The sequence below is a fragment of the Streptomyces sp. NPDC048389 genome, from assembly GCF_040706335.1.
GTDB lineage: Bacteria > Actinomycetota > Actinomycetes > Streptomycetales > Streptomycetaceae > Streptomyces.
Map to the genome: position 1 here is coordinate 1 of NZ_JBEZKP010000128.1, position 1,026 is coordinate 1,026.

The window sequence follows — 1,026 nt, forward strand, 5'->3', positions numbered from 1 at the left end:
ATGCGCATTGGTGTGCTCACTTCCGGCGGCGACTGCCCCGGTCTGAACGCCGTCATCCGTTCCGTCGTGCACCGCGCCGTAGTCGACCACGGTGACGAGGTCATCGGCTTCCACGACGGCTGGAAGGGCCTCCTGGAGTGCGACTACCGCAAACTCGACCTGGACGCGGTGGGCGGCATCCTCGCCCGCGGCGGCACCATCCTCGGCTCCTCCCGGGTCCAGCCCGCCCACCTGCGCGACGGAGTCGAACGGGCCAGGGGCCACGTCACCGACCTCGGCCTGGACGCCATCATCCCGATCGGCGGCGAGGGCACCCTCAAAGCGGCCCGGCTGCTCTCCGACAACGGCCTCCCCATCGTCGGCGTCCCCAAGACGATCGACAACGACATCTCCGCCACCGACGTCACCTTCGGCTTCGACACCGCCGTCGGCGTGGCCACCGAAGCACTCGACCGCCTGAAGACCACCGCGGAGTCGCACCAGCGCGTCCTGATCGTCGAGGTCATGGGCCGCCACACCGGCTGGATCGCGCTGCACTCGGGCATGGCGGCCGGCGCCCACGCGATCGTGGTACCGGAGCGCCCGTTCGACATCGAAGAACTCACCAAGCGCGTCGGCGCCCGGTTCGAGGCCGGAAAGCGGTTCGCGATCGTGGTCGTCGCCGAAGGCGCCAAGCCCCGCGAAGGCTCGATGCGATGGGACGAAGGCGGCAAGGACATCTACGGCCACGAGAGGTTCGCGGGTGTGGCCCGCCAGCTCTCCGTCGAACTGGAGGAACGCCTCGGCAAGGAGGCCCGCCCGGTCATCCTCGGCCACGTCCAGCGCGGCGGCACACCCACGGCCTACGACCGGGTCCTCGCGACCCGCTTCGGATGGCACGCCGTGGAGGCCGCACACCGCGGCGAGTTCGGCATGATGACCGCGCTGCGCGGCACCGACATCACGATGGTGCCCCTCGCCGAGGCCACCAGGACACTGAAGACCGTACCCGTGGACCGGTACGACGAGGCAGAGACGGTCCTCTGA

Annotated in this window: 1 protein-coding gene; it reads left to right on the forward strand. The window is 70.0% G+C overall.

Going from position 1 to position 1,026, the window contains the following annotated elements; translation table 11 throughout:
• Entirely contained in the window at positions 1 to 1,026 is a 1,026-nt protein-coding gene (locus AB0903_RS34330) for a 6-phosphofructokinase (RefSeq protein WP_366708750.1), read from the forward strand.